This is a genomic window from Pseudonocardia sp. NPDC049154 (genome assembly GCF_040648315.1).
Taxonomy (GTDB): domain Bacteria; phylum Actinomycetota; class Actinomycetes; order Mycobacteriales; family Pseudonocardiaceae; genus Pseudonocardia.
The window spans coordinates 1-19993 of record NZ_JBEZDN010000142.1; the positions used below are offsets into that span (position 1 = coordinate 1).

21 protein-coding genes, 3 tRNA genes and 1 pseudogene are annotated in these 19993 nt (G+C 72.7%); 13 read left to right on the top strand and 12 right to left on the bottom strand.

What is annotated here, in order from left to right:
• A partial coding sequence (locus tag AB0B41_RS37430; RefSeq protein WP_358211778.1) for an acetyl-coenzyme A synthetase N-terminal domain-containing protein occupies positions 1-230 on the bottom strand: 230 nt, incomplete at its 3' end.
• Positions 231-509: 279 nt separating this feature from the next.
• Here AB0B41_RS37430 and AB0B41_RS37435 point away from each other — a divergent pair.
• Positions 510-1775 carry a GDSL-type esterase/lipase family protein gene (locus AB0B41_RS37435; RefSeq protein ID WP_358211779.1) on the top strand — a complete coding sequence of 422 codons (1266 nt, stop codon included), beginning with the start codon at positions 510-512 and terminating at the stop codon, positions 1773-1775.
• A gap of 228 nt (positions 1776-2003) precedes the next feature.
• Here AB0B41_RS37435 and AB0B41_RS37440 read toward each other — a convergent pair whose 3' ends face one another.
• From AB0B41_RS37440 to AB0B41_RS37450, 3 genes are all read right to left on the bottom strand, one after another.
• A complete protein-coding gene (locus AB0B41_RS37440; protein WP_358211780.1) occupies positions 2004-2375 on the bottom strand; it encodes a hypothetical protein in 372 nt (123 codons plus the stop codon).
• Positions 2376-2453: 78 nt separating this feature from the next.
• On the bottom strand, positions 2454-2672 hold the full coding sequence (locus tag AB0B41_RS37445; protein WP_358211781.1) for a cation transporter: 219 nt from the start codon (positions 2670-2672) through the stop codon (positions 2454-2456).
• 39 nt (positions 2673-2711) lie between these two features.
• Complete coding sequence (locus AB0B41_RS37450) at positions 2712-2993, bottom strand: metal-sensitive transcriptional regulator (protein WP_037051449.1); 282 nt, start codon at positions 2991-2993, stop codon at positions 2712-2714.
• A gap of 320 nt (positions 2994-3313) precedes the next feature.
• Between AB0B41_RS37450 and AB0B41_RS37455 the strand changes: the two genes are divergently transcribed.
• The 4 genes from AB0B41_RS37455 to AB0B41_RS37470 all read left to right on the top strand — a co-directional run bounded on the left by AB0B41_RS37455 (position 3314) and on the right by AB0B41_RS37470 (position 4031).
• Positions 3314-3574, top strand: a complete 261-nt coding sequence (locus tag AB0B41_RS37455) for a hypothetical protein (protein WP_358211782.1) — start codon at positions 3314-3316, stop codon at positions 3572-3574.
• A gap of 189 nt (positions 3575-3763) precedes the next feature.
• Positions 3764-3836, top strand: a tRNA-Glu gene (locus tag AB0B41_RS37460).
• A 19-nt stretch (positions 3837-3855) separates the two neighbouring features.
• Positions 3856-3929: transfer RNA gene (locus tag AB0B41_RS37465), tRNA-Asp, on the top strand.
• Between the two features lie 28 nt (positions 3930-3957).
• A tRNA-Phe gene (locus AB0B41_RS37470) sits at positions 3958-4031 on the top strand.
• A 37-nt stretch (positions 4032-4068) separates the two neighbouring features.
• Here the strand turns inward: AB0B41_RS37470 and AB0B41_RS37475 are convergent.
• Positions 4069-5217 carry an aromatic acid exporter family protein gene (locus tag AB0B41_RS37475; RefSeq protein WP_358211783.1) on the bottom strand — a complete coding sequence of 383 codons (1149 nt, stop codon included), beginning with the start codon at positions 5215-5217 and terminating at the stop codon, positions 4069-4071.
• Positions 5218-5345: 128 nt separating this feature from the next.
• Here AB0B41_RS37475 and AB0B41_RS37480 point away from each other — a divergent pair, with 128 nt between their 5' ends.
• The 5 genes from AB0B41_RS37480 to AB0B41_RS37500 all read left to right on the top strand — a co-directional run bounded on the left by AB0B41_RS37480 (position 5346) and on the right by AB0B41_RS37500 (position 10190).
• Positions 5346-6323 carry a LacI family DNA-binding transcriptional regulator gene (locus AB0B41_RS37480; protein WP_358211784.1) on the top strand — a complete coding sequence of 326 codons (978 nt, stop codon included), beginning with the start codon at positions 5346-5348 and terminating at the stop codon, positions 6321-6323.
• On the top strand, positions 6316-7101 hold the full coding sequence (locus tag AB0B41_RS37485) for a DeoR/GlpR family DNA-binding transcription regulator (protein WP_358211785.1): 786 nt from the start codon (positions 6316-6318) through the stop codon (positions 7099-7101). Before AB0B41_RS37480 ends, AB0B41_RS37485 begins: the two co-directional genes overlap by 8 nt.
• A gap of 189 nt (positions 7102-7290) precedes the next feature.
• On the top strand, positions 7291-8730 hold the full coding sequence (locus tag AB0B41_RS37490; protein ID WP_358211786.1) for a sugar porter family MFS transporter: 1440 nt from the start codon (positions 7291-7293) through the stop codon (positions 8728-8730).
• 266 nt (positions 8731-8996) lie between these two features.
• Positions 8997-9506 carry a DUF6194 family protein gene (locus AB0B41_RS37495; RefSeq protein ID WP_358211787.1) on the top strand — a complete coding sequence of 170 codons (510 nt, stop codon included), beginning with the start codon at positions 8997-8999 and terminating at the stop codon, positions 9504-9506.
• A 156-nt stretch (positions 9507-9662) separates the two neighbouring features.
• Positions 9663-10190: a hypothetical protein gene (locus AB0B41_RS37500; protein ID WP_358211788.1), complete on the top strand. Its 528-nt coding sequence runs from the start codon at positions 9663-9665 to the stop codon at positions 10188-10190.
• On the opposite strand, the gene AB0B41_RS37505 is transcribed toward AB0B41_RS37500, so the two are convergent.
• The gene (locus AB0B41_RS37505; RefSeq protein ID WP_358211795.1) at positions 10191-10745 is read right to left on the bottom strand and encodes a hypothetical protein; all 555 of its coding nucleotides are present in this window, start codon (positions 10743-10745) and stop codon (positions 10191-10193) included. It abuts the gene before it with no gap.
• 274 nt (positions 10746-11019) lie between these two features.
• Positions 11020-11814, bottom strand: a pseudogene (locus AB0B41_RS37510) (glycosyltransferase family 39 protein); the annotation flags it as partial.
• A gap of 237 nt (positions 11815-12051) precedes the next feature.
• On the opposite strand from AB0B41_RS37510, the gene AB0B41_RS37515 reads away from it, so the two are divergent.
• Positions 12052-12393, top strand: a complete 342-nt coding sequence (locus AB0B41_RS37515) for a hypothetical protein (RefSeq protein ID WP_358211789.1) — start codon at positions 12052-12054, stop codon at positions 12391-12393.
• A gap of 127 nt (positions 12394-12520) precedes the next feature.
• On the opposite strand, the gene AB0B41_RS37520 is transcribed toward AB0B41_RS37515, so the two are convergent.
• The 3 genes from AB0B41_RS37520 to AB0B41_RS37530 form a co-directional block, all read right to left on the bottom strand.
• Positions 12521-13540 (bottom strand): sigma-70 family RNA polymerase sigma factor, encoded by a 1020-nt coding sequence (locus AB0B41_RS37520; protein ID WP_358211790.1) that lies wholly within the window; start codon positions 13538-13540, stop codon positions 12521-12523.
• A gap of 295 nt (positions 13541-13835) precedes the next feature.
• On the bottom strand, positions 13836-14672 hold the full coding sequence (locus AB0B41_RS37525) for a mycofactocin-coupled SDR family oxidoreductase (protein ID WP_358211791.1): 837 nt from the start codon (positions 14670-14672) through the stop codon (positions 13836-13838).
• Positions 14669-15493, bottom strand: coding sequence for a mycofactocin-coupled SDR family oxidoreductase (locus AB0B41_RS37530; RefSeq protein ID WP_037051436.1), 825 nt, complete (start codon positions 15491-15493; stop codon positions 14669-14671). Before AB0B41_RS37530 ends, AB0B41_RS37525 begins: the two co-directional genes overlap by 4 nt.
• A 176-nt stretch (positions 15494-15669) precedes the next feature.
• Here AB0B41_RS37530 and mftR point away from each other — a divergent pair, with 176 nt between their 5' ends.
• Entirely contained in the window at positions 15670-16293 is a 624-nt protein-coding gene (gene mftR / locus AB0B41_RS37535) for a mycofactocin system transcriptional regulator (protein WP_358211792.1), read from the top strand.
• 717 nt (positions 16294-17010) lie between these two features.
• On the opposite strand, the gene AB0B41_RS37540 is transcribed toward mftR, so the two are convergent.
• Positions 17011-17991 (bottom strand): hypothetical protein, encoded by a 981-nt coding sequence (locus AB0B41_RS37540; RefSeq protein WP_358211793.1) that lies wholly within the window; start codon positions 17989-17991, stop codon positions 17011-17013.
• A gap of 300 nt (positions 17992-18291) precedes the next feature.
• A complete protein-coding gene (locus AB0B41_RS37545; RefSeq protein WP_358211794.1) occupies positions 18292-19155 on the bottom strand; it encodes an acyl-CoA desaturase in 864 nt (287 codons plus the stop codon).
• 505 nt (positions 19156-19660) lie between these two features.
• On the opposite strand from AB0B41_RS37545, the gene AB0B41_RS37550 reads away from it, so the two are divergent.
• Entirely contained in the window at positions 19661-19864 is a 204-nt protein-coding gene (locus AB0B41_RS37550; RefSeq protein ID WP_037051431.1) for a cold-shock protein, read from the top strand.
• The last annotated feature ends 129 nt before the right edge of the window (positions 19865-19993 follow it).

Below are 19993 nucleotides of genomic sequence, written 5' to 3' on the forward strand. Positions count from 1 at the left end.
GAGTCGTAGATCAACGCCGCCTGCTCACCCCGACCGGCAGCGACGTGCCGGTCCAGCGCGTTGTGCGCCACGTTGATCTCCCCGTCGGGGAACCAGCGGTAGAACGGCGGGTTCTCCTCGTCCAGGGCCTTCGTCGGCGCCTTGTGCCAGTCGAGCGCCTCCGCCGCCCGCAACCAGAACCCCTCCCGGTCCTCCACGCTGGCCCGGAAAACGTCCTCGTACGCGCCCACACCGGCCTCCTGACCTCGAACGTCCTCGCGCTTCCGGCCCCTGACCCTAGGCCGAACCGGGCCTCCGCGGGCGCCGAACTGCCCCTTCGGTGAGGCGACGGACCGTCATGAGTGGTCGACGTAACGTCACCACTCGGATGGCCGATAGGCCGAGCGGCGAGCGAATCGTTCGTTCGGGTGAGGATCGCACCCCGCCGGGACGCCCCGGTCGGGTGATCCGTGGTCGGCGAAGGGGTGTGGGTGGACGCTCTGCACCGGTTGCGAGGTGGCCGGGGAGTCGTGGCGGGCCTGGTGGCCGCCGCGGCCGTGCTCGGCCTGGCCGTCGCGCTGCTGCCGCTCGGGTCGACGGGTGCGTCCGGCGCCGAGGACGGCCCCTCGCCGGCGCCGTGCGGACCCGCCTGGGTCGCGGCGTGGCGGACCAGCCCGCAGGCGGGTCAGGCCGTCGACCTGGGCGGTCGGACGGTGCGGATGCTGGTGCGCCCGCAGGCCACCGGTTCCGAGCTGCGCATCCGCGTCTCCAACCGGTTCGGCACGCGGCCCCTGCGCATCGACTCCGCGTCGGTGGCCGAGGCCGGCCCGGGTGCCGCGCTCGTGCCCGGCACCGCGCGGCCGGTCCTGTTCTCCGGCGCGCCGGCGGTGGTCGTGCCGCCCGGGGAGGAGCTGGCCGGCGACCCGCTGGCGTTCGTCGCCCAGCGCGGCACTCCGCTCGCCATCAGCCTGTACCTGCCGGAGGAGCCGGACCGGGTCACCGTGCACCCCGTCGCGCTGCAGACCTCGTACGTCTCCGCGCCGGGCGACGTGGCCGACTCGGCCGACCCCGGCCCGTTCGTCCGGGCGGTCTCGTCCTGGTTCGTGCTCACCGGCGTCGACGTCCTGGCGCCGCGCGCCGAGAACGCCGTCGTCCTGGTCGGGGACTCGATCACGGACGGCGTCGGAAGCGACCCCGACGGCAACGACCGTTGGTCCGACGCGCTGGCCGGGCGGCTCACCGGCGGGCTCGCCATGCCCGTGCTCAACGCCGGGATCTCGGCGAACCAGCTGCTCGGCGGTGGGACCGGCGAGGCCCCGGCCGCCCGCTACGCCGCCGACGTCGCCTCGGTGCCGGGCGCCGCGGACGTCGTCCTGCACATCGGGACCAACGACCTCGCCGCGGGCCGGGACGCCGGGGAGATCGTCTCCGGGCTGGTCGACTACGCCGACCGGGTCCGGGCGGACGGCCGTCGGGTCTTCCTCACCACGATCACGCCCTCGACCGCGGGCGCGCACGGCACACCCTTCGCCGTGGTGCAGCGCGAGGCGGTCAACCGGTGGATCCGCACGGAGGGCCCGGCGCACGCCGACGGGGTGTTCGACTTCGCCGCCGCGGTGGCCGACCCGGCCGATCCGGCCCGGCTCGCGCCGGCCTTCGACGCCGGCGACGGGCTGCACCTCTCGGCGGCGGGTTACCGGGCGCTGGCCGCGGCCGTCGACCCGACGCGGCTCACCGGCAGCCCGTGCCTCGCGGTGGGCGACGCGGCGAAGGTGCTGGTCTCGGCGCCGCGGTGAGGGCCTGCCGGTCCCCCGTTGCGTGGCCGCGCCGAGCGACGGGCGGGGAGGGGGCAGCTCTAGGCTAGGCCGTGTTGAAGAAGTCCCTGATCGCGGTCTTCGCGCCCAGATCGCGCCTGGCGGCGTTGCCGCCCGCGGCCGAGTACGCCCGGTACGAGGCCGGGGCGGCGCCTTGCCAGCCACAATCTGGATCACGAAGCCCATCGATCAGTGACTTCTTCAACACGGCTAGCGCCGGCGGCGGAGCCGCAGCTGCGCCCGCCGGCCCGCCTCGGCCGCGGTGACGGGCATCGGCCCGGTGGGGGCGTCCTGCTGCTCGAGCCGCTCGAGCACCCACTCGGTGGCCAGCGCGCCGGGGGAGGTCCCCCGCTCCTCGGCCACCCGCCGGAGCTGCTCGATGCGCAGCGCCGGCAGCCGCAGCTGGAAGACCTGGGCGCTCCCGAACCGGCCGGTGGTCTCGGTAGCGCCCGGCTCGGCGTCCGGGGCGAGGGCAGCCAGGTAGGAGTCGAGCTCGGGGTCGTGCTGCTCCAGCTCGGGCTCGGCGGCCCTGCGGGCGGGCGCGCCGTGGCGCGACGGGCGTCGTTCCCGGAAGCCGGCCATGCGGGGAGCGTAGCGGCGCCATGTCACCCGGACGCACGAACGGCACCCCGATCAGGGGTGCCGCCCGGTGGAGCGGGGTCAGGCCAGGGAGTAGCCGGCCTCGACGACCGCGGCCTCGATCTCCGTCCGGCCGATCTCGCGGTCGGCGGTGACGGTGACGGCGCCGCTGGCCAGGTCGACCTCGACCGAGCGGACGCCGGCGACCTCGCCGACCTCCTCCTGCACCGAGCTGGTGCAGTGCCCGCAGGTCATGCCGACGACCGTGACGGTGGTGCGGAACGGGGTCTCGACGCTCATGGGTTGGGGAGCCTCTCGTGCGGATCGGACAGCCGGTGGTCAGGACTTGACGAGCCGGGCGATGGCGTCGGCGGCTTCCTTCACCTTCGCCGCGCCCTCCTCCGGATCGTTGCGGGCCGCGTCGACGACGCACCCCGCCATGTGCTCGGAGAGCAGCTCGAGAGCGAAGGACTGCAGCGCCCGGGTCGCCGCGGAGACCTGGGTGAGCACGTCGATGCAGTACACGTCGTCGTCCACCATGCGCTGCAGGCCGCGGATCTGGCCCTCGATGCGGCGCAGCCGCCGCAGATGGGCCTCGCGGGCGTCGGAGTAACCGGGCATCGCGTTCCTCCCTGGGTCGCCCGTGGTGTCGCTCTCGGGACAAGCATACCCCGAGGGGGTACGTGGGTCCGGACACACCGGTGTTCGCACCGTGGCGATCGTGTGACCCACCGTCGTCGTGCTCACCCGGGAAGGGGCATGCGATGCCGGTCTCGGATGGGTAACGTTCCGGCCACGGCCACGGGGGTGGCCGCAGGGTGTACGCCGGTCACGGGGCGCGGCGTCGGTCGGGGGATCGGCGGTCGTGCGTTCCGCCGTGCCCGTCTCCGCCCGCGGGCCACCCCGGGTCGCCAGGGGTCGCGACCGAAGAGGAGACGTCGTTGAGCGGGATCGACAGCGTGCGAGGCAGTTCTGTCAACGGGCTCTCGAACGGGGTCGCCGGCGGGGAGGACCGGACCACGGGGTCGATCCCGGGCCCGCGCACCGCGGCCGACGCCTACCGGGTCTCCGACGACGAGGTGCACCGCGCCCGGCTCGTGGTCGCGGAGAACTCGCAGGATCCGGACGATCTCCGGCTGCTGCTGGACATGCTCGGCCTGGTCTCCGGCAACCCCGACCTGCCGCCGCCGGTCTGCCGCTGAAGGTGTACCGCAGGTCACATGCGGCGCCGACCGGCCCGAACGGCCCCGATCGGTGCTGCCGCACAGGCTGTGACCTGCGGGAACGCGGTAAGAGGGGGGCGATGTTGGGCGGCGCGAGGGCGTGTCATATAGTTTCCTCGCTCCCAACGGACAGCCGTTGGAGGTCGAGGAACACCAGCGGTGATCCGAGCCCCCATCGTCTAGCGGCCTAGGACTCCGCCCTTTCAAGGCGGCAGCGCGGGTTCGAATCCCGTTGGGGGTACGGTAAGTCCATACAGCAAGGCCCAGTGGCGCAGTTGGTTAGCGCGTCGCCCTGTCACGGCGAAGGTCGCGGGTTCGAGTCCCGTCTGGGTCGCTTCACCATCCGGTTCCCTCGGAGCCAGGGCCAGGTAGCTCAGTTGGTACGAGCGTCCGCCTGAAAAGCGGAAGGTCGGCGGTTCGACCCCGCCCCTGGCCACACCTTCTCCCCGGCCCCGCCGGGTGTGCTGCTCCGGTCAGCCGGCGGGCGCGATCTCCTGCAGCACTCGGTCGACCGTCGTCAGCAGCGCGGTGTTGAGCCCCCACAGCACGTCCCGGCCCCGCGGATCCGTCAGCAGCAGGTCCGCCGCCTCGGTCCGGCGCTTGCCGAGTGCGTCGAGGGCGTCGTGCAGAGCGGTGTCGTCCGGGGCGGCCCGGGATTCGATTCCGCGCCGGGTGAGGAGCCCGTAGCTCCTGGCGACGGCGGCGAGGGCGTCCATCAGGGCCGACGTGGCCAGTCGGACCTCCTCGGTGTAGGCGACGTCCTCGCGGACACCGGTGTGCTCCCGCGTCGCGTCGTGCACCGCCCGGAAGAGGGTGCGCACGGACACCGAGGCGTGCTCGAGGGTGTCCACCGCCTCCCGTGGCGACGAGCCGAGCCGCCGGGTGCCGAGCGCGCGGACGTTGAGCCGGCGGCTCTCCTCGGCGTGGGCCAGCGCGCGGTCCACCTGTGGGGCGTGCCGGTTGAGACGGCGCGCGTCGTCGAGCCAGCGGGCCGTCGTCTCGGCGTCGACGGGACCCGCGGCCAGCTTCGCCGCCGCCTCTTCGAGCAGGTCGGCGATACCGTTCGCGAACCGCTCGATCGCGAGCCCGGCGTTGCGGGTCTGCACGGCGGGCGGGAAGACGACATTCACCGACACCCCCACCGCCGCGCCGATCAGCGTCTCCAGGGCCCGCCCGGCGCCGGTCACCTCCGCGCCCGCCGCGAAGCCGACGCCGAGCACGAGCATCGCGCTGATCGGCACCTCCACCAGGTGCGGGCCCAGCCGAAGGATCTGCCCGACGACGATCGACGTCGCGACGAGTGCCCCGAGGCTCCACCACGTCAGCCCCACGAAGGACACGAACAGCACCGCGAGCGCCACCCCGGACACCACGCTGAGCACCCGCTGCACGCCGTTGACCAGCGTGCTCGCCAGCGTCGCCTGCACGACGAGCACCGCGGTGAGCGCGGCGATCAGCGGCGGCGGGTACCGCAGGCCGAGCAGTTGGGCCACGAGGAACGCCGCGACCGAGGCGCCGGTGATCCGCCCGGCCCGGAACAGGGCCGATCGGCCACGCTCACGGACGCGGCGCGTCAGCTCACCACCGAAGCGCCGCAGGGCCTGCGTCGCGTCCTCCACCATCCGCCACCACCCGTCCTGCAGAGCGTGGCGCCACGGCTGTGGCGCGACAAGCACCCGCTCTGCGACTTGACTGTTTCTGAAACCGGTTTCATCCTGGATGCGGTCAGCCGACAGCGAGGAGGAGACGCGTGTCGATCCGTGCCGTCGCCGCGCGGGCCGGGGTCTCGCCCGCAACGGTGTCGCGTGTCTTCACCCGGCCGGACACCGTGGCCCTCGAGACCCGACGCCGGGTCCTGGCCGTCGCGGACGAGCTGCGCTACAGCCCGCATCCGGTCGCCCGCTCGCTCGCCCGGGGACGCACCGGGAACCTCGGGATCGTCGTGCCGGACATCGCGAACTCGTTCTCCGCCGTCGTGACCAAGGCGGTACAGCAGGAGGCCGCACGGGACGGCTACGCCCTGTTCGTCTCCGGCTCGGACGAGCGGGCCCGGGACGAGGAGCAGTGGGCGCAGGCGATGTCCCCGCAGGTCGACGGGTTGATGCTCGTCTCGCCCCTGATGCCCGACGACGCGCTGCGCGCCCTCGCGCCGACCCCGCTCGTCCTGTCCAACCGGATCCTCGACGCGCTGCCCTGTGTCGTCACGGACGCCTCCGAGGCCGTCGGGCACGCCGTCGAGCACCTGGTCGCGCTCGGCCACCGCGAGATCGCGTACCTCGCCGGGCCGGACGGGTTCGCGAACGACATGCGCCTGCGTGGCTACCGCGGGGCCTGCCTGCGCCTGGGAGTGCAGCCTCGTGAGCTCGGTCCCTTCAACGCCCGCTTCTCCGACGGGATCCGAGCGGCGGACCTGGTCCTCGCGACCCCCGCGACGGCCGTCGTCGCCTACAACGACGAGGTGGCCGTCGGCGTGCTCAACCGGCTGGTGGACCGCGGACTGCGGGTGCCGGACGACCTGAGCGTCGTCGGGGTCGACGACACCTCGCTCGCCGAGATGGTCTCCCCCCGGCTCACGACGGTGCGGCTGCCCGCGGCGGAGTCCGGCCGGGCCGCCGTGCGGATGCTGCTCGACCTGGTCGCCGGTCGATCGGCCCCCGTCGAACCGCTGCTGCTCCCGGCGGAGCTGATCGTCCGGTCGAGCACCGGACCGGTACGGGTCCATGAGTGATCCGGGGTTGCGTCACGAGGGGGCCGAGCGCCGGTCCTGGATCGTGACCGAGCTGCGCTCCGTGGGCTTCCTCTCGGTCGCGGACCTGGCGCGGGAGCTCGGGGTCTCGCCGATGACGGTGCGCCGGGACCTGCACGCGCTCGAGTCCGCCGGGCAGGTGCGGATGGTGCACGGCGGTGCGGCCCTCACGCCCGGGGAACTGCACACCCCGGCCTTCCCGGACGACGGCAACTCCGCGGGCCGCGAGCGCGTCGCGGAGCGCGCCGCCGCGTCGGTCGGCGACCGGGACACGATCGCCGTCGACGCCGGACCGACCGCCTACGCGCTCGTCCGTGCGCTCCGCCCGACCTTTCGTGGCTCGCTCATCACGCACTCGATGCCGGTGCTGACCCACATGGCCGACCGGCTGCACGCCTGGCGCACGGTGTCCCTCGGCGGGGAGCTGCTCGGGAACCGGCTCGCCCTGGTCGGTCCGTCCACCGAGGCCGCCCTCGACCGGCTCCGGGCACGCACGTTCTTCTTCTCGCCCTCCGCCGTCGACGCCCGCGGCGCCTACGCGCACTCGCCGGCCGAGGCGAGCGTGCAGCGGAAGCTGGCGGGCATCGCCGACGAGGTCGTCCTCGTCGCCACGGCCGACGTGTTCACGGCCTCCGCGCCCGCTCTCGTCACGGGGCCGGCAGCTCTCTGCCGGGTGGTGACGGACCGGCCCCCGCCGGCGGCCGTCGCAGCGGCGCTGCGGGCGGCAGAAGTGTCGCTCGACGTGGTCGGGTGCAGTTGACCGTCCGATGCCGACACATTCTCGCGCTCGTGTTCGAAAAGCGACAGGAATTGTTCGTTCCAGAACGTATCGTCCCGGTTGCGCAGGCCACAGTCACTGCTTAACCTGCTGGTCAGACCGCTGTCGGGGGTCCTGGCACGCTCAGCCCACATTCGTGTGACTGAGGAAAGTCGAGGAGAAGAGGCGCCAATGACGGCGAATCGATCGGCCACATCGTCGAAGTCGCACAATAGGTTCCTGATAAAGCTGACGGTGATCTCCACGCTCGGCGGCCTGCTCTTCGGCTACGACACCGGCGTGATCTCCGGGGCCCTGCTCTACATGAAGACGGACCTGCAGCTCACCGCCTTCACCGAGGCATTGGTCGTCAGCTCGCTGCTCTTCCCGGGGGCCGCGTTCGGCGCGCTGCTGGGCGGCCGGCTCTCGGACAAGCTCGGTCGCAAGGGCAGCCTGCTCGTCTGTGCCGGGCTGTTCCTCGTCGGCGCGATCGTCTGTTCCGTGGCGCCGACCGTCGCGGTCATGACGACCGGTCGCATCCTGCTGGGCTTCGGGGTCGGAGCGGCGGCCACGACGTGCCCCCTCTACCTGGCCGAGATGGCTCCGGCCGACCGCCGCGGGCGGATGGTGACGATCAACGAGCTGATGATCGTCACCGGGCAGTTCCTGGCCTTCGCGATGAACGCTCTGCTCGACGCGCTGATCAAGGACCCGCACGTGTGGCGCTGGATGCTCGCCGTCGCGATCGTCCCGGCCGTCGCCCTCTTCGTGGGCATGTTCTTCCTGCCGGACTCCCCGCGGTGGTACGCCGTGCGCGGCCGGCTCGAGGACACCAAGCGCGTCCTCGCGTTGAGCAGGGGAGAGGCCGAGGCCGCCGAGGAGTACAACGTCATCGCGGAGCACGCGAAGCGGGACCTCGCCGAGGACAAGGGCGCGGCGATGCGCGACCTGCGGGCGTTCCCCTGGATGCGGCGGATCCTCTGGATCGGCTGCGGACTCGCCACCGTGCAGCAGGCGACGGGCATCAACACGGTGAACTACTACGCACCCACGATCCTCGAATCGACGGGCCTCGGCGCCAGTGCGTCGCTGGTCCTGACCATCACGGTGGGCGTCGTGGCGATCATCGGCACCGTCCTCGGGATCGTGCTGCTCGGCTACATCAACCGCAGGCCACTGTTGCTCACCGGATTCAGCGGCGTCGCCGCCGGGCACGCGGTGCTGGGGCTGTCGTTCCTGCTGCCCGAGTCCACCGGCCGCAGCTACCTGATCCTCGCCGCGATGCTGATCGTCGTCTTCTTCGTCCAGACGTTCATCGGCACGCTGGTCTGGCTCCTGCTGTCGGAGATCTTCCCGATGACGATCCGGGGGTTCGCCATGGGGATCGCGGTGTTCGTCCTCTGGACGGTCAACGCGGCGATCTCCTTCGCTTTCCCGCCGCTGGTCGCGGCGCTGGGAGCCAGCGCCACCTTCGGGCTCTTCGCGGTCATCAACGTCGGCTCGCTCCTGTTCGTGCAGCGGTGCGCGCCGGAGACGCGTGGCCGGAGCCTGGAGGAGCTGGAGGATCAGCTCCGGCGGAACGACTGGAAGCAGGCGGCGCGGTCCGCGCCGATCGGCGCCCACGGATCCTGACCTCCGAGCGGGCTCACCTGGCCGCCGTTCGAGGTGGCCGGGTGACGTCCGGTCCGCGAACCAGCCGCCGCCCCGGAGGACGCGACAGGGCCCGTGGACGCGGGTGGCGAAGCGGACCCGGCACTGCTCCCACACGACGTCGAGCCAGTCAGGGTCGTCGTCCCGGGTGAAGCAGGGTTGGAGGCCCCAGTCTGCCGGGCCCGCCGATCCTCGTCCGATCGTTTCGGCTGAGTCTCAACGAGCACTTCAGTGCCACGGTCGAAGGCATGATTATCGACGAGCTGAGCCGAACGATCCTCACGACCTGCCCCGGGGCGGTGGTGCTCGAGGCCGCCGGCGACCTGTTCTTCGTCCACGACCCCGAGGGCGACCTGCCCGACGAGCGGAAGCAGCCCTTCGTCACGATCGTGACCGGCGGCCGCTACGACGACGTCTCGGACCTGGACCGCCCCGGCGTGTACCGGCTCGACGTCGGGGTGTCGCGGGCCCGCTTCGGGCAGCTCGACCTCGGCACGGACCTCACCACCCTCGACGTGTTCCTGCCGCACCCGATCTACGCGTCGCAGCACTGGATCTGCGTGCTCAACCCGGGCGCGCGGACCGTCGGGCTGCTCGACGAACTGATCGTCGAGGCCCACGGGCTGGCCCGGCGGAAGGTCGAGAACTGGCGGGCCCGTCGGGCGACGAGGGCCGCCGACGCGCCGGACCGGCGCTCGAGTGCCTCGGCCGGCCCTTCGGGATCCGGGTCCGGGTCCGACGACGTCCAGGCGACGTAGGAGTCCGGCCCCTGGCCGGCGGCCGCCCGTACCGCGCCGGGAGTACGCCGGGTGCGTCGGCCAGCGCCGGGCGCGGTACGGCCCGTGCCCGCCGTGGCCTGATTCGCCCACGGCCCCTGGGCTGCGACCCTCGGAACACCGCACCGAGGAGGGGACATGACGAGCGTGACCGCCCGCCCGCGCGCCGGGCGCGACCCGATCCGCCTGCCCGTGCCGCGCCGGGTGCGCCTCGGCCTGCTCGTCGTGCACATCGTGGCGACGGCGGTCTGGATCGGGCTCGACGTCGCCCTCGCGGTCCTGGTCTTCGTGCCGATGCTCGACGCGTCGTGGACCGCGGCCTGCCATCAGGTGCTCCCGCTGCTGTTCTGGCCCCTGCTCACCGTGGCGCTGCTGAGCCTGGTCAGCGGGACCGTGCTGGGCCTCGTCTCGCGCTGGGGGCTGGTCCGGCACTGGTGGGTCGCGATCAAGCTGGCGATGAACCTGCTGCTCGTGACGCTGATCGTGGTGCTGCTGCGGCCCGGGCTGGAGGACGCCGGGCGGCACGGCCGGGCCCTCGCCGCGGGCCTGCCCGACGCGGTCGAGGTCCCGCGACTGTTCATGCCGCCGACCGTGTCGGTCACCCTGCTGATCGTGGCCACGGTGCTGTCCGTGTGGAAGCCGCGCGGCCGGGTCAGCAGGGCCTGATCAGCCGACGTGCCGGATCCGCGGCCACCGCGCGGTCCAGCTCGCCACCGGGTCCCGGCACACCCACACGGTGCGGCCCTGCTCCTGGTTGTCGAGGCCCACGCCGTTGTCGATCACCGCGGCCGGCTCCACCGAGGCGAACCACTGCCGCAGGGCCGCAGGCCCGTAGCCGACGGCGACGACGACGGGGGCGTCGTCGGGCGGCGGCCCCCGGTCGGCGTACGAGTTGTGCCCGCTGACCACCGGGATCCCCGGCGCGAACCGCTGCACCGCTCCGGCCTCGCCGTAGTTGCCCGTCAGCACCACGGTCCCGGGTGGTTGCGCGGCAACCACCGCGGAGACCGTCGCGGCGAGCTCCGGCCACCCCACCGTCTCGCCGACGTCGGCCACCACCGTGACGGGGGTGTCCTTCAGCTCGGTGACCGGCACGACGGGCAGCATCAGCACGGCGTTCGTCAGCGCGCTCAGCGCGAGGGCACCGCCGAGCAGGCCGGCCCGCGCGCGCCCGGCCCGCGCCCAGCGCAGGACCGGGGCCGCGCCCGCGGCCAGCAGCACGGGGGTAGAGCCCGCAGAGGTAGTAGGGCTTGCCGCCGGTAGCCATGACGAGCACCGCCAGCACCGCGTAGGCGACGGGGAGGAGCCGGTACCGCCGGCTGCGCCAGAGCGCCACCAGCCCGGCCACCCACACCGGCACCAGCAGCGGTGAGACCAGCACCACGTGGAAGGGGATGCCGAGCCACCACGGCTCGCTCGAGGTCGACCCACCCGCCGCGATCGATTCCGACAGCGCCAGCTGCGGCCACCCGTGCAGCGTCTGCCAGACGAGGTACGGGGTCCACAGCGCGAGGGCGAGCAGGCCCGCTCCCCAGAACCACGGATCACGCAGCGGCCGCCGCGGGCCCGCCACCACCAGGCCGACGAGGAGGCCGAACAGCAGGAAGGCCACGAGCATCTTGTTCTGCAGCCCGATGCCCGCGGCGAGCCCGACGAGGAGCCACCGCGCCCCGCCCGTGGGCAACGCCCGCACCGCGAGCCAGGCGACCACCGCCCACGTGAGCAGGTCGAACGTGGTGGTCGAGAGCAGGTGGCCGGTCTGCAGCACGATCGCCGAGATCGCGACGCAGCCGGCCGCCAGGGACTGGGCGCCCCGACGGCCGCCGAACTCGCGGGCCAGCAGGGCGGTGACCACCACGAGCAGGCCCATGAACAGGGCGGGCAGTACCCGCAGCCCCACGAGGGAGTCCCCGGCCAGCGCCGTGGCCAGCCGCGCGAACGACGGCGTGAGCGGGCCCTGGTCCACATAGCCCCAGGCCGGTTGCCGGGCGGCGGCGAGGAAGTAGAGCTCGTCCCGGTGGTAGCCGTAGCCCCCGGCCGCGACCAGCAGGACCGCGACGAGCAGCGCCGCGATCGCCGAGACGGCGCCAGGTGCGAAAGGTGGGCGCGCCGATGTGTCCTCGGTCGCACTCGGTGACCGCATTTCGTGCACCGGAGGCCCCTCCGCCGGTCCAAGCGCCGTGTTTCGGATTCGGAAGCCGTGCCCGATCGTGGTGTCCTCATCCCCGTGTCGAGAACCGCTCGTCACGAAGCGTGACACGGTCAAAGGATATGCGGCCGAACGGGTCATGATTCACTGCAAAGAGTGACAGCCTTCGGATGGATGAGGTTGACATCGGCGGCCGACCATGCCCGAAGAGAGCAATATCCTCACCTAAAGTAATGCCATACACACGATGGTGGTAGATGGCTCGGTAGATCGGTCGGGGGCCGGATAGCTTTTCGTCATCAGCGGGGCTCCCCAAGTCACACGCTGAAACACGATGGGTCCACGAACCGGATCCCCGTACGTAACAGGAGAAGCACTGTGCTGAAGAAGGCTGGGATCGTCACCGTCGGCGTCGCTGCGAGCCTCGTTGCGGTGTCCCCGCTCGCGTTCGCCGGTGACAAGGGGCACGGCCACCACGAGTCCGACAAGGACATCAAGAACGTCGGTGTGATCAGCGACGGCGGCTCGTCCGCCAACGGCCTCATCGCCGTGAACGCGCTGAACGACGCCGAGGTCCTCAAGAACGTCAACGTCTGCGGCGTGGACGTCGACGCGGCCCTCAGCGTCCTCGGCATCCTGGGTGGCCAGGCCGCCAACGACGCCGCCCCGCAGAGCACCTCCTGCGACGCCGGCGACGTCCAGGGCATCTGGCAGAAGTGACGCGCTGAGCTCAGCGTCCAACCGGGGATGACGCACCGGACCCGATTCCCGGGTCCGGTGCGTCCCTGCGTTCTCGGCCCTTTTCCCGCCGCGCCCCGGAAATTCTCGTCGGTGCCGAGGAAACGGCTCAGGAACCGGGCGGGAGTTCCATCGGCAGCCCAAAGAACTCGAAGAGCTTGGCGTCGAGGAACGTGCTGATGCCGGCGATCCGGTCGCCCTCGATCCGCAGCACCTGCAGGCCCCACGGCCGGTGCACGCCGTCCGGGTGCAGCCGGTACTGCCCGAACGCCGGAGCGCCATTGGCGGACGTGGGCAGCATCCGCGAACCGCGGCACTCCGCCCCCGGGCCCAGCATCCAGGCGAGGATGTCGTCCCGGCCCTTGAGCCAGAGCTCGAGCGGCGGCATGTTCTGCTCGGCGTCCTCGTGCAGCAGCGCCACCAGCGTCTGCATGTCGTAGCTCTCGAACGCCGCCACGTACTTGGCGAGCAGCTCCACGTGGTCCTCGGACGGCGGGGAGGCCGCCGCGTCGTCCGCCTCGCCGATCCCGCGGTCGTCGAGCGTGGCCCGCGCCCGCTGCAGGGCGCTGTTGACGGAGGCCACCGACGTGCCGAGCAGCTCGGCCACCTCGGCCGCCTTCCAGCACAGCACCTCGCGCAGGATCAGCACGACCCGCTGCTTCGGCGGCAGGTGCTGCAGCGCCGCCACGAACGCCAGGCGGATCGACTCCCGGGCCACCGCGGTCTCCGCGGGGTCCGACCCCGACGGCGTGACCCGCGCGTCGGGCATCGGCTCGAGCCACGTGTCGTCCGGCAGCGGCTCGCGCAGGTTCTCCGCCCTCGGCTCGGACGGGCCCCCGAAGTCCATCGGCACCGCCCGGCGCTTGCGCCCGTTGAGCGCGTCGATGCAGACGTTCGTGGCGATGCGATACACCCACGAGCGCAGCGAGGAGCGCCCGTCGAACTTGTCCAGGGCCCGCCAGGCTCTGATCATCGTCTCCTGCACCGCGTCCTCGGCCTCGAACGAGGAGCCGAGCATGCGGTAGCTGTAGCCGGTCAGCTCGGCCCGGAAGCGCTCGAGCTGCGCCTCCAGCTCCGCGCGGTCCGGCGGCGTCGACACAACGGCCGACGTGGTCGTCGTCGCGCTCATGACCCGGGTCCCCCCTCGGCTCGGCGGGCCGGAGTGGGAGTGTCCGGCCTCACCCCCGAGAGTGTGCCCGGTCCCCCCGACAAAATCAGGTGCGTATCGGCGACCCGTCCGTTTCCGACGGCCCGGCGGCCGGACGGACACCCTCGGGGCATGGTCATCGATGCTCCCCGTGATCTCGCGAGGACGCCGCGTGACGACGTTCCCGCCGCCGTCCTCCGGGTCGCCGCAGGGCAGGCGGACCTGGCCGTGCGGCAACCCGGAGCGCGTCCTTCCTCCTACCGGCTGCTGTGGGACCTCACTTGACCGTGTAGCCGGCGTCGACCGGCAGCGTCACCCCGGTGATGTAGCGGGCCTCGTCCGAGGCGAGGAAGAGGATCGCGTTGGAGATGTCGATCGGCTCGACCCACGGCACCGGCAGCGCGTTCGTCGACTCGAAGATCGGGGCGGCGGACTCCCGCGTCGGGTGCGGGTTCTCCGGGTCGAACAGGCCCCAGGTCTTCTCGTTCTGGATCATGACCGTGTCGACGCCCGTCGGGTGGACCGTGTTGCAGCGGATCGAGTGCGCGGCGAACTCGTTCGCGATCGTGCGCATGATCCCGACGACGCCGTGCTTGGCCGCCGTGTAGTGCACCGTGTTCGGCGTGCCCTTGAGCCCCGCCGTGGAGCTGGTGATCACGATCGAGCCGCCGCGGCCGCCGTCGACCAGATGGGGCAGCGCGGCCCGGCAGGTGTTCCAGACGCCGGTGAGGTTGATGTCGATCATCTCGCGCCACGCGGCGTCGGTGAGCTCGAGCGCCGGCTGGATCTCGAAGACGCCGGCGTTGGCGCACACGATGTCCAGCCTGCCGAGCTCCGCGACCCCGGCGTCGACCGCGGCCTGCAGCGCGTCCGGGTCCCGGACGTCGGCCTTGGTGGTGAGCACCCGCCGGTCGAGCTCCTCGACCAGCCGCGCGGTCTCCGCCAGGTCCTCCTCGGTGGCCGGCGGGTACATCTCGATGCTCTTCACCGGCTCGCAGATGTCGACGGCGATGATGTCCGCACCCTCCTGCGCGAGCCGCAGCGCGTGGCTGCGGCCCTGGTTGCGGGCGGCGCCGGTGACGAACGCGACCTTCCCCTCGACGCGCCCGGTCATCGGACGACGAACCCGGCGTCGACGGGCAGGGTCGTGCCGGTGACGTAGCGGCCCTCGTCGGACACCAGCCAGGCGATGGCGTTGCTGACGTCCCGCGCCTCGATCACCGGGACGTCCATGAGGTTCGCGAGGGCGTCGCCAACGTCCGCGGACTCTTCCAGGAACTTCTCGACGACCGGGTTCACGATCATCGGCGTGTTGACGCCGGTCGGGTGCACCGAGTTCACCCGGATGTTGTGCGGCGCCAGCCAGTGCGAGAACGTCCGCATCAGCCCGACGACGCCGTGTTTGGCCGCGCAGTACCCGTCCATCGCGCCGCTGCCGTCGCCGCCCCGGCCGGTCAGGCCCTGGGTGGAGCTGGTCAGCACGATCGCGCCGCCCCGGCCCTGCTCGATCATGGTGGGCGCGGCCGCGTGCACGGTGTTCCAGACGCCGGTCAGGTTGATGTCGATCAGGGTGCGGAAGACGGCGGCCTCGTTCCCGTCCTCGGCCGTGCCGATCGACGCGATGCCGGCGTTCGCCAGCACGATGTCGACGCCGCCGAGCGCCGCGACGCCGTCCGCCACCGCCGCGTTGAGGGCCTTCTCGTCGCGGACGTCGGCCACGTGGGCCACGATCCGGCGGTCGAGCTTCTCGACCTCCGCGACCGTCTCGTCCAGGTCAGCCCTGGACGACATGGGGTAGGCGACCGTCTCCACCTGCGCGCAGATGTCGACGGCGATGATGTCCGCGCCCTCCTCGGCGAGTCGCAGCGCATGGCTGCGTCCCTGCCCGCGCGCGGCCCCGGTCACCAGGGCGACCTTGCCCTCCAGCTTGCCCACGTGTTGCTCCTCCCGGCTTCGTCGCCGTCGGCTGTCGACCGGTTGGTAGACGCCCGGCCGCACTGCACCGGGCAGGTAACGCCGTCCCCGGTCGTACGATGACCACGACGACGGGGTGCTGCGTGAGCCCGGTCTCACCGACGTTAGCCCGGCGTCCCCGGGCGGAGGAAGGGTCGATGTCCGCTGTTGTTGACGATCCCGGGGCGGGCACGCGGCGCGCCGGGCGCCGCCCGGTGACGAGCCGCTCGGAGATCGAGCACATCGCCCTGGACCTGTTCAGCGAGCGCGGCTTCGACACCACGACCGTCGACGACGTCGCGCACGCCGCCGGGATCGGCCGGCGCACCTTCTTCCGCTACTACGCGTCGAAGAACGACGTCCCGTGGGGCGCGTTCGACGAGATGCTCGACCGCATGCGGGAGCGGTTCGCCGCGCTGCCCGCGGACGTGCCGGTCATGGAGGGCATCCGCGCCACGGTCCTCGACTTCAACGACGTCCCGGCGGACGAGCAGCCGTGGCACCGGCAGCGGCTGCGGCTGATCCTCGAGACGCCGACCCTCCAGGCCCACTCGACGCTGCGGTACGCGGAGTGGCGGCGGGTGGTCGCGGACTACGCGGGGGAGCGGCTGGGGCAGCCCGCCACCGCCCTGCTCCCGCGCACCCTCGGCCACGTCTGCCTCGGCGCCGCCCTCTCCGCCTACGAGCAGTGGCTCCGCTCGGAGGACGTCGAGCTCCGGGACCTCCTCGACGAGGTCATGCACGCCCTGCAGAACGGCTTCGCCGACACCCACGTCACCTGACCGCGAGAGTCGTGCGGCCCCGCGAGTAGGAAGGTGCAGCACCGCGAGTCGGGAGTTGTGGCACCGCGAGTCGGGAGTTGTGGCAGCGCGAGTCGGGAGGCATGGCAGCGCGAGTCGGGCTGTGACCTCCGGCGAGTCGCGCTGTGACCACCGGCGAGTCGCGAGTTGGGCCAGCGCGAGTGGGGAGTTGCCGCACCGCGAGTCGGGCTGTGGCCCCCGCGAGTCGCTCGGGCCGGTGCCAAGGAACTCGGCTTCATGATCATTGCGAGTGGGACGTGGACGCGGCACGGGCTACCGCCGCGTCACCCTCGCACTGATCATGACGGGAGAGATCGTTGTGAATGGTGCGCGAGGGTTGTTCGGGCGACCGTGGCGTCACTCTCGTGGCGATCATGACGAAGTGATCGCTGGTTGTGGTGTGTGGCGGCCGCATATGGCCGGGATGTGTCGCAAGCGGTGATCACTCTGCGACCCACGAGCATGACCGCAACGGGTCTCGCGCGCAGCCGTTGCCGAGGCCTGCGGGCTGGGGCTCGTCGCGAGCCGGAGAACCGCGCCCGTGATCGGTGCGAGTGGTGCCTGAGGGCTGTTCGGGCGGCCGTCCCGTCACCCTCGCGGCGATCATCCGCTCGGCGGCACCGCTTCCGAGCGCGGGCGTGACGCGGCCCGGTCGCCGAGGAGCCGGGCGACCGGGCCACGAGGTGTGCGGGTCCCGGGTCAGCCGACCGGGGCCGTGGGGGCGGTGTCGCCCGGGGCAGCAGGCGCCGGGGCGGGCACGGCGGCCGCGGGGTCCGGGACCGGCGGGAGGGCCGGGTCGGGAACCGCCGGAAGGGCCGGGTCGGCGGGCAGTGCCGGGACGGCCGGGGCGTCGACCGGCAGCGCCGGGTCCACCGGCAGCGCGGCGCCGGGGTCGGGAACCGGCGGGAGGGCCGGGTCGGGGACGGCGGGCAGTGCGGGGTCGGCCGGGAGTGCGGGGACCGCAGGGGCGTCGACCGGGAGGGCCGGGTCGACGGGCAGCGCCGGGTCGACGGGCAGCGCCGGGTCGACGGGCAGCGCCGGATCGGCAGGCAGGGCCGGGTCGGCAGGCAGGGCCGGGTCGACGGGGAGGGCGGCGCCCGGGTCGGGCACGTCCGGCGGGGCCGGCAGCGGCGGGAGCTGCGCGGGGTCGGCGGCCGTGACCTCCTGCTGGGCGGCCGGGACAGCGGCCGCCGGCTCGCCCGCCGCCGGAGCAGCCGCAGCCGGAGCAGCGGCAGCCGGATCGGCCACCGCCGGAGCCGGTTCGCCCGCCGTCGGAGCAGCGGCAGCGGGGTCGGCCGCCACCGGAAGGGCTGCCGGGTCGGCCACCACCGGGGCCGCGGCCGGGTCGGCGGCGACCGGCAGAGCCGCGACGTCGGCCGGGACCGGCACTGGCACGGGGACCACGGCCGTCGGGTCCGGCGGGACCACCCCGCCGAGCAGGCCGGGGAGGAGACCCTGCAGACCCTGCAGGACGTCGTTGAGCAGCCCGCCCACCGGCGTCTGCGGCACGGCCGGCACGACAGGCACCGCCGGCACCGCCGGCACCGCCGGTACGGCCGGCGCGGCGACGGGGGGCAGCTGGTCGGCGACGGGTGCGGCGGACGCCGTCCCCGCTCCGAGGACGGCGACGCTGCCGCCGGTCGCCACCGCGACGAGCGAGAGCGCGATCTTCTTCCGCACGGCAAGCCTCCTGATGATCACCCGGCGGGACGGGCGAATCATGCGAAGGCAGCGTTCGTGCTGACCAGGGCCCCACCTCGGGGGCGCCGATACCGCACTCACGCTGCGTGAGAGCGATCGGGCTCAGTCACTCGAACCGGCGACCCCGACCTGGGTGATACACCCGGCTGTCGTCCCACCGGCGGGCGACGACCCGCCCGGCCGGGCACGAGTCGACGTCACCCGGGGGCGTACGACTGCGATCACCCTCACTCGGTCGGGCGCGACGTCACCGAACGTGGAGCGGAGCGCCCCGACCGATCACGCAGCGTGCTCGACGGCGGTGCGGCGCGCGAGCTTGTCGAGGCGCCGGGTGGTCGGCCAGCGCACGGAGTGTGCCCACCCGAACACCTCGAAGATGCGGATCAGCCGGGCGGAGATGTCGACCTGCCCGGGCTTGGCGCCGTGCCGGGCACAGGTGGGGTCGGCGTGGTGGAGGTTGTGCCACGACTCGCCGAAGGAGAGCAGGGCCAGCCACCAGACGTTGGCCGACCGGTCGCGCGCGGCGAAGGGGCGGTCGCCCCAGATGTGGCACACCGAGTTGATCGACCAGGTGACATGGTGCAGCAGGGCGACACGAACCAGCCCGGCCCAGAACAGTGCGGTGAGCGCGCCGCCGATCGACCAGGTCAGCAGCCCGCCGAGCAGGCCCGGCAGCAGCAGGCTGGTGAGGGCGAACCAGAGGAAGTTGTCGCCGATCCGCCGGACCGGGGCGTCGGCGAGCAGGTCGGGGGCGAAGCGGCGGGCGTTGGTCTTGTCGCGCTCGAGCAACCAGCCCATGTGCGAGTGCCAGAAGCCCTTGACCAGCGCCTTCGGGCCGGTGCCGAACAGCCACGGCGAGTGCGGGTCGCCCTCCTTGTCGGAGTAGGCGTGGTGCCGGCGGTGGTCGGCGACCCAGGACACGACGCTGCCCTGCAGGGCCAGCGAGCCCGCCGCGGCGAGCGCGACGCGGAGCCCCCGGCGCGCCTTGAACGAGCCGTGTGTGAAGTGCCGGTGGTAGCCGACCGTCACCCCCAGCCCGCTGACCATGTAGAAGACGACGAAGAGGGCCACGTCGACCCAGCCGAGTCCCCATCCCCAGGCGACCGGGACGGCTGCCGCGACCGCCAGCAGCGGGACGATCATGAACGCGATGACGAGCACGTGCTCGAGGGTCGAGCGACGGCCTTCGGTGGCCGGCTCGGCCGCACCGCTCTGGGGGCGGTCGGGGGCGAGGCTGGGCATGCTGGCGCCTTCACACGTCGAGGGGTCGGTCGGGGGAGGACCGGCTCCGGCCTCGTCGCGACGGCGGGGGTCCGCCACGCGGGACGTGCTGTCGTGTCTTCCCTGCCGGCCCGTCGCGAATCGAGGCCGTAGGTCACGGTAGCGCAACGAACCGGACAAGGCCGGACATCGCGGCCGTGTCCCCCGGGCACCCGGGAGATCTTCGACCGGCGTCACACCGGGCCGTGGTAGCGTTCGCCCCGGTTGCAGTCGTGTCTTTCCTCGATCGTTGAGACAGCGTGCGTGGAACGTGTGACAGCGAGTTCCGCACGTGTGGTCGGGGTTCTTCCCTCCCGCGTGGGTTCCGCGCAACCTCCGGCCGTCGCCATGTCGGCCGGATCCGTTCAGTGTGTGGGAGAAAAAAGCTATGCCGCAGGGCACCGTCAAGTGGTTCAACGCCGAGAAGGGCTTCGGCTTCATCGCCACCGACGACAACGGGCCGGACGTCTTCGTCCACTACTCGGCCATCCAGAGCAACGGCTTCCGGACCCTCGAGGAGAACCAGCGCGTCTCCTTCGAGGCCAGCCAGGGCGCCAAGGGCCCGCAGGCCGACTCGGTGACCCCGCTCTGAGCGGCATCTGAGTCTTCCGCTGCCGGCGATCCCTTCGGGGGTCGCCGGCCGGCGCGGGTGGTTAGGGTATTACAGCACGGCGCGGGTCCGGGCACGCCCCCGGAGGTACCCCCCGCGGCCCAACCCCGC

Excerpts from the sequence above, each read along its gene's own strand:
- AB0B41_RS37450 (WP_037051449.1), bottom strand. The coding sequence starts at position 2,993 with ATGCCCGGTTACTCCGACGCCCGCGAGGCCCATCTGCGGCGGCTGCGC.
- AB0B41_RS37490 (WP_358211786.1), top strand. The coding sequence starts at position 7,291 with ATGACGGCGAATCGATCGGCCACATCGTCGAAGTCGCACAATAGGTTC.
- AB0B41_RS37475 (WP_358211783.1), bottom strand. The coding sequence starts at position 5,217 with ATGGTGGAGGACGCGACGCAGGCCCTGCGGCGCTTCGGTGGTGAGCTG.
- AB0B41_RS37445 (WP_358211781.1), bottom strand. The coding sequence starts at position 2,672 with ATGAGCGTCGAGACCCCGTTCCGCACCACCGTCACGGTCGTCGGCATG.
- AB0B41_RS37525 (WP_358211791.1), bottom strand. The coding sequence starts at position 14,672 with ATGACCGGGCGCGTCGAGGGGAAGGTCGCGTTCGTCACCGGCGCCGCC.
- mftR (WP_358211792.1), top strand. The coding sequence starts at position 15,670 with ATGTCCGCTGTTGTTGACGATCCCGGGGCGGGCACGCGGCGCGCCGGG.
- AB0B41_RS37500 (WP_358211788.1), top strand. The coding sequence starts at position 9,663 with ATGACGAGCGTGACCGCCCGCCCGCGCGCCGGGCGCGACCCGATCCGC.
- AB0B41_RS37545 (WP_358211794.1), bottom strand. The coding sequence starts at position 19,155 with ATGATCGTCCCGCTGCTGGCGGTCGCGGCAGCCGTCCCGGTCGCCTGG.
- AB0B41_RS37520 (WP_358211790.1), bottom strand. The coding sequence starts at position 13,540 with ATGAGCGCGACGACGACCACGTCGGCCGTTGTGTCGACGCCGCCGGAC.
- AB0B41_RS37495 (WP_358211787.1), top strand. The coding sequence starts at position 8,997 with ATGATTATCGACGAGCTGAGCCGAACGATCCTCACGACCTGCCCCGGG.
- AB0B41_RS37485 (WP_358211785.1), top strand. The coding sequence starts at position 6,316 with ATGAGTGATCCGGGGTTGCGTCACGAGGGGGCCGAGCGCCGGTCCTGG.
- AB0B41_RS37440 (WP_358211780.1), bottom strand. The coding sequence starts at position 2,375 with ATGGCCGGCTTCCGGGAACGACGCCCGTCGCGCCACGGCGCGCCCGCC.
- AB0B41_RS37550 (WP_037051431.1), top strand. The coding sequence starts at position 19,661 with ATGCCGCAGGGCACCGTCAAGTGGTTCAACGCCGAGAAGGGCTTCGGC.